This window comes from Leptodesmis sp., assembly GCF_052746595.1.
The window spans coordinates 6,256-11,197 of sequence record NZ_JBRAGO010000129.1 but is presented as its reverse complement, the minus strand read 5'-3'; the positions used below and the strand labels follow the sequence as shown (position 1 = coordinate 11,197).

At 48.9% G+C, this 4,942-nt stretch carries 9 protein-coding genes and 1 pseudogene; 4 read left to right on the top strand and 6 right to left on the bottom strand.

The window, feature by feature from the left end; genetic code table 11:
* From ACUVQO_RS20680 to ACUVQO_RS20665, 4 genes and pseudogenes are all read left to right on the top strand, one after another.
* A pseudogene (locus tag ACUVQO_RS20680) lies at positions 1 to 329 on the top strand (hypothetical protein); the annotation flags it as partial.
* 45 nt (positions 330 to 374) lie between these two features.
* On the top strand, positions 375 to 926 hold the full coding sequence (locus ACUVQO_RS20675; RefSeq protein WP_445927716.1) for a hypothetical protein: 552 nt from the start codon (positions 375 to 377) through the stop codon (positions 924 to 926).
* Positions 927 to 1,304: 378 nt separating this feature from the next.
* The gene (locus ACUVQO_RS20670; RefSeq protein ID WP_445927715.1) at positions 1,305 to 1,619 is read left to right on the top strand and encodes a DUF4277 domain-containing protein; all 315 of its coding nucleotides are present in this window, start codon (positions 1,305 to 1,307) and stop codon (positions 1,617 to 1,619) included.
* An 8-nt stretch (positions 1,620 to 1,627) separates the two neighbouring features.
* Positions 1,628 to 2,314: an IS1634 family transposase gene (locus ACUVQO_RS20665; protein ID WP_445927714.1), complete on the top strand. Its 687-nt coding sequence runs from the start codon at positions 1,628 to 1,630 to the stop codon at positions 2,312 to 2,314.
* Between the two features lie 126 nt (positions 2,315 to 2,440).
* Here ACUVQO_RS20665 and ACUVQO_RS20660 read toward each other — a convergent pair whose 3' ends face one another.
* From ACUVQO_RS20660 to ACUVQO_RS20635, 6 genes are all read right to left on the bottom strand, one after another.
* Positions 2,441 to 2,626 carry a hypothetical protein gene (locus ACUVQO_RS20660; RefSeq protein WP_445927713.1) on the bottom strand — a complete coding sequence of 62 codons (186 nt, stop codon included), beginning with the start codon at positions 2,624 to 2,626 and terminating at the stop codon, positions 2,441 to 2,443.
* A 43-nt stretch (positions 2,627 to 2,669) separates the two neighbouring features.
* Positions 2,670 to 2,831 carry a hypothetical protein gene (locus ACUVQO_RS20655; protein ID WP_445927712.1) on the bottom strand — a complete coding sequence of 54 codons (162 nt, stop codon included), beginning with the start codon at positions 2,829 to 2,831 and terminating at the stop codon, positions 2,670 to 2,672.
* Between the two features lie 128 nt (positions 2,832 to 2,959).
* Positions 2,960 to 3,343 carry a toxin TumE gene (gene tumE, locus ACUVQO_RS20650; protein ID WP_445927711.1) on the bottom strand — a complete coding sequence of 128 codons (384 nt, stop codon included), beginning with the start codon at positions 3,341 to 3,343 and terminating at the stop codon, positions 2,960 to 2,962.
* On the bottom strand, positions 3,333 to 3,563 hold the full coding sequence (gene tumA / locus ACUVQO_RS20645) for an antitoxin TumA (RefSeq protein WP_445927710.1): 231 nt from the start codon (positions 3,561 to 3,563) through the stop codon (positions 3,333 to 3,335). Before tumA ends, tumE begins: the two co-directional genes overlap by 11 nt.
* A gap of 404 nt (positions 3,564 to 3,967) precedes the next feature.
* Positions 3,968 to 4,621, bottom strand: coding sequence for an alpha/beta hydrolase (locus tag ACUVQO_RS20640; RefSeq protein ID WP_445927709.1), 654 nt, complete (start codon positions 4,619 to 4,621; stop codon positions 3,968 to 3,970).
* A 5-nt stretch (positions 4,622 to 4,626) separates the two neighbouring features.
* Positions 4,627 to 4,942 (bottom strand): hypothetical protein (locus ACUVQO_RS20635; RefSeq protein ID WP_445927708.1); only part of this gene is annotated, 316 nt, incomplete at its 5' end.

Here is a 4,942-nt window from a genome sequence, read left to right as displayed (position 1 = left end):
ATTTCCTCTTTGTCCTGATATGTCTACTGTTCACCTACTTCTGTCAGGCACTCAGGTTTGCGGCCATCCATCAGTGGAAAGGGCGACGGCTCTACCTGGCGCCCGATACCACGGTCTTGTGGAATCGCTATTGCATGATTCACCTGTCGGTGACCTGTTGCGGACGTGCGGTGCCGCTGCTGTGGCGGGTTTTGGAGCATCCCAGTGCCACTGTCAGTGCTCAACGGTATTTGCCGATGCTGCGATTGGCCCATCAACTGCTGCAGGCCTACCCCGATGTGATGTTGCTAGCCGACCGAGGGTTTGCCAACCATGACCTACTGGCGTGACTGAGTCAGAGCACCTGGCACTATTGCTGACGCTTACCCAGTGACGTGGTGGTCCATGGCCCCCGCCGTCATTCCATTGAAGTCGGCTATCTGTGGCCCCCCAAGGGCGAAGCTCGATTCTATGAGGGTGTTGGCCTATGGACGGATGGTCGCTGGCGCTGCAACCTCGTTCTGGCTAACGTCAAAGGCGTCAAGGAACCCTGGGCCGTCATCACCGATGAACCGCCCTCCCTCAATACCCTGTGGCAATATGCCCTCAGGTTCCGAGTCGAGGAGCTTTTCCTCGATTCTAAATCTGGGGTCTTTGAGCTAGAAGACTCGGGCATCCGCTCAGCTCAAGCTCTTGAACGGCTCTATCTGGTCGCCGCTATCGCCATCCTCTATGGCACCACCCAGGGTATGGCGGTTCAACTTGATGGCCTCCGCACTCAGGTTGACCCCCATTGGACACGGGGCATCAGCTATCTCAACATCGGCCTCCGTTGGCTCAAGGGTGCTGTCAACAAAGGGCGTCCATTGCTCAAACCCATCGCCCTATTGACCGTTGACCCAGAGCCCTGTTTTGCCTCTAAAAAAAGCGGAAGCCCAGTATTATGACCGCATCTGGTTCTCTAGGATCCAGTCCTTGCGATGCCAATTACCACCCTGGGATGCCGCCTCAAGATGTGTCAGGCAGTCAGCGATTAAGCTCCTGAAGCTGCTGAATTTGCTGCCGTGTTTTGTTGTATAGCTTAGCTTGTACATCCAAACTACGCTGAAGCTGACTCGTACGCTCATCAACGAGGGACTGAACTTGTTGAAGGGTATGCGTTTGGATAATGGCGGTGCTGATTTGAGCTGCTACTAGGCGCACGAAGGAAAATTCTTCCGTTTGCCAAGGGCAAGGCTGATGATGTTGCACCCGACATTCCGCAGGTTGACGAAATGGGATTTAGGGCGTTGAGGTAAGCTCATGGCACGCATTGGGATCGCGCCATGAAGATAGAGAACCTGGATCACTTGGGCTTAGTGGCCGCGCTCGTGGATGAGATCGGGATGGTAGAGCTGGCCGACGAGCTACTCGATGCCCATAGCCTGAACCACATCAGCCCCGGACAAGTGCTGAAAGCGATGATTCTCAATGGGTTGGGGTTTGTCAGCGCGCCGTTGTATCTGTTCAGCGAGTTCTTCGAAGGCAAACTCGTGGAGCATCTACTGGGGCCTGGCATTACGGCAGCCCATCTCAAGGATGACCGCCTGGGGCGAGGGTTGGATCGCCTGTTTGAGTACGGCACGACGCTGTTTTTCTGAAGGTAGCGATGCAGGCGGTCAAGCGCTTTGGCGTCAGCGTCAGCCAGGGGCATCTGGCCTCGACCTCGTTTGCCCTCGACGGTGAGTATCCATCCGTGAACGGGCCTGAGGTAGAGCCGGAGAGCGGGTCAGAGGTCCCCCAGGCGATTGAGATTTGTCGGGGCTATTCGAGAGACCCTCGACCCGACTTGAAGCAGTTTTTAGTCAATTTGATCTGTACTGCCGACGGTGGCATCCCGGTGTGGTTTAAGGTTGGTAGCGGCCATGAGACCGACAGTCAGACCTTTGCGGGGCTGAGGACAGCCTTCGCCGAGCAGTGGGAGACGCCCGCCTTGATGGTGGTTGATGCGGCCTTCTATAGCGAACCGAATATTCAGGCGGTGGGGAGTTTGCCGTGGCTGAGCCGGGTACCTGTGACCCTCAAGGCTGCTCAAACTTTAGTGGATAGTAGCCTTGAATCGTTGACTGAGATGCCCTGTGAGCTGGAAGGCCATCGACTATGGGAGCAACGGCAGACCTATGGCGGGGTGGAGCAGCGGTGGATTCTGGTGGAAAGCCCCCACCGGCGTGAGTCAGACGATTGGCTCAAACCTCTCGAAAAGGAGAAAAAAGGGCTGCAACGGCAGTTGCGGCAGCTGTGCAGCATTATCCGCCTCATGGGCTTCCCGGCCTGCCGCTACTATCTCCTAAATTAATCCCTGTCAACCTGCGGAATGTCGGTTCTAACCTTCCTAAACCGTACTTCTGAAGGCTACGGCAGTATCCGCACTGATGATTGGCTGCTGCCCTCACTCTCAACCGAACGGTTTCAGAAATTTGGCTCACTCGCTCAACGGTTCCATTAATCCACGGTTCACAGCTTCACTCAGAGCAGTCGCTTTCCGTAGCAATCCCTCTTGATAAATTTGCATCAGAGTTTGTAGTTCTGAGCGTTCGTCTTTCTCTAGAAGACCAGATTGTTGGAGATCGAGCAATTCACTCAAGCGGGCGTCCTGCTCTGGCTCCATCTGCAATTCTGTTAGCGCGAGAACCTGGTCTCAGAAACGTCGCTTATGGGTTCAAGATCGAGCGCATCGGGTCTAACGAAGGAATGGAAGACTGAATGGTGTCTGCTAGTACACTCGCAATATCGCGGTTTGCTAACCGGGCGAATCGTTCAGCACGTTGGTAAATGTCGTCTGGCAGGGTCATGGTGATTTGAGTACTTATCACAATATCCTTAGGGTCTACGTGACCTGAACGTTCCTTTATTTTAGAGACTTTTGAAGGAGCGATCGCCCCTCTAGAGCAGCAGTCTAATCTTCACTCGCTAACGTACATATTGGCATGGGCGATCGCCCTTACCCCAATACTGCCGTTGCTTCTTTCAAGACTTGAATAATTTCAGGTTTTTCAGAGGCAATCACTGCATCAGGCAGGTGTTTGTGATGTGGAAAATTGGGAAGGTTGGGAAAATGAGGGGTGCTGTCATAGCGGAAAATTAAGCGATTTTGTTCGTCCTGAAAGTGGTAGCGATAATCGAGAAATTCCAACTGATTATCTGTAATGACGATCGCTTCATTAATTTCTAACAGATGGGTCTGATTGAATCGCAATCGAATCCTCAGGTTAGCCTGGTTTAGGGTCAAAATTTCCTCTTCATAGCGTTCAACATAACCAATGCTACATTGGAGAACGGCTTGCTCCACTTGATTCAGGTAATCAGATAGGCGGTTAGGCAACATGCTTGAGTCGTTGCTCTAGTTCCTGGCGTAGGGCAAGATAGTGACGGTAGTCATTTGCCCATTCTATAAAATGAGCCTCATCCGATAGCAATCCTTGAGTATATTGGGTAAAAAATTCCTCAGAATCCATGTTTTGCTGGGTTTCATAGAGACTCAGACGTTTGGCAACAGCTATTAAGGCATCTAATGGGGATGTGTAGTGAATCGTCTGTTTACGCATAGACTCCGGACTCCAGCAATAGGATAGTTCTCTGGTTTGCGATCGCCTTATTCCAGAATCTTAGCAAATCGCTGAGGAGTATCTTACGACCATTGATTGGGGGTGTACCCCACAAAAAATAGAATCGCCCCTCTGGAGCAGCAGGGCTGATTGACTGACAAAACTCACACAACCCTGATTCTCTCGTAGGTTGGGTGAGCGCTAGCGTAACCCAACAGAATAAAGGCTAGAGTTGGGTTCCACGTTGTTTCACCCAACCTACTAGAAAAGATATGTCAGTCAACCAGGCAGCAGGGTGGGCGATCGCCTTTTCCAAGACTCTGTCCTCACATCGACATCCCTAGATTTGGGAAAAGTAACCGTGGGTGATAATCTTGGATCGGTAATAGTGGGTGACATCCACCCTAACAGCACTTTGTACGATTAAAGTACCCAGACTGAAGAAAACTTTCTACCTGCTTTAAAGTTTCTTCTCTATGATGGATCTCTTTATGACCGTAGGGTAATTCAATATAGTCCGACATATTATCAATCTTAGTAGATTCAACTTCCACTCGTCCGTCACTAATCTGTGACAAGAATATCTTACCCATCCATAGATTGTTTTTAGTACCAGCAATAACACCTATTTCAGGTACTTCATTAAACCTACTAGTAAGAGAAATCCTTTCCACATTAGAAGTGAGTACTTGAAGCGGTTTGAATACTGAATCTACCAGCGGAAAAGATGAAGATATATCTGCCAGTTTTGAACCCTTAAATGGTGTAGCAATAAAAATACATCTTCCCAAGTTTGGAATTCTATAATTATCTAAGTATTCTTGAATTATCAATCCTCCCATACTGTGACCTACAAAACTATATTTGCTATGTGGAGAGTTTAATGCATCAATTTGTAGCTTTAAGGATTTACAGCAATCACTAAGGCTCTTGAATGTGGTGGGAAGGGCTACGGACAAAACATCATATCCCTTATTTTTAAGCCCAGATTCCAGGAAAGACATATCATGTCTACCTTTGAAGTAACCATGAACCAGAATAACCAAATGACTTTTCATGGAAACTACAGAAACGATTTAATTACTGGTTCAATTACTGAAGTTATGATTTCAGATGCATCAATATTTTGAATTGTCTCTCCTATTGTCTTTGCTATATCGATTTTGTCTTCAATTTGAGGAATTGCATGCTTCTCTAAATATCTCCAGTCCATCAATATCTCCTCATGATCATTAGAGTTAGCTATTTCCATGCGATTCTCACGGATTAATATTCGGTACTTATATGGCCATACTGGAAGTCCAACCTTATGTTCTTGCATGATGAAGTATTCATCCTGTTTTATATTGAACCACCAGATTAAGCCCCCAAGCGTAGTA

What these genes read in the sequence shown, in the direction of transcription:
- ACUVQO_RS20670 (WP_445927715.1), top strand. Translation starts at nt 1,305, where the DNA reads ATGAAGATAGAGAACCTGGATCACTTGGGCTTAGTGGCCGCGCTCGTG.
- tumE (WP_445927711.1), bottom strand. Translation starts at nt 3,343, where the DNA reads ATGTTGCCTAACCGCCTATCTGATTACCTGAATCAAGTGGAGCAAGCC.
- ACUVQO_RS20660 (WP_445927713.1), bottom strand. Translation starts at nt 2,626, where the DNA reads ATGGAGCCAGAGCAGGACGCCCGCTTGAGTGAATTGCTCGATCTCCAA.
- ACUVQO_RS20665 (WP_445927714.1), top strand. Translation starts at nt 1,628, where the DNA reads ATGCAGGCGGTCAAGCGCTTTGGCGTCAGCGTCAGCCAGGGGCATCTG.
- tumA (WP_445927710.1), bottom strand. Translation starts at nt 3,563, where the DNA reads ATGCGTAAACAGACGATTCACTACACATCCCCATTAGATGCCTTAATA.
- ACUVQO_RS20640 (WP_445927709.1), bottom strand. Translation starts at nt 4,621, where the DNA reads ATGAAAAGTCATTTGGTTATTCTGGTTCATGGTTACTTCAAAGGTAGA.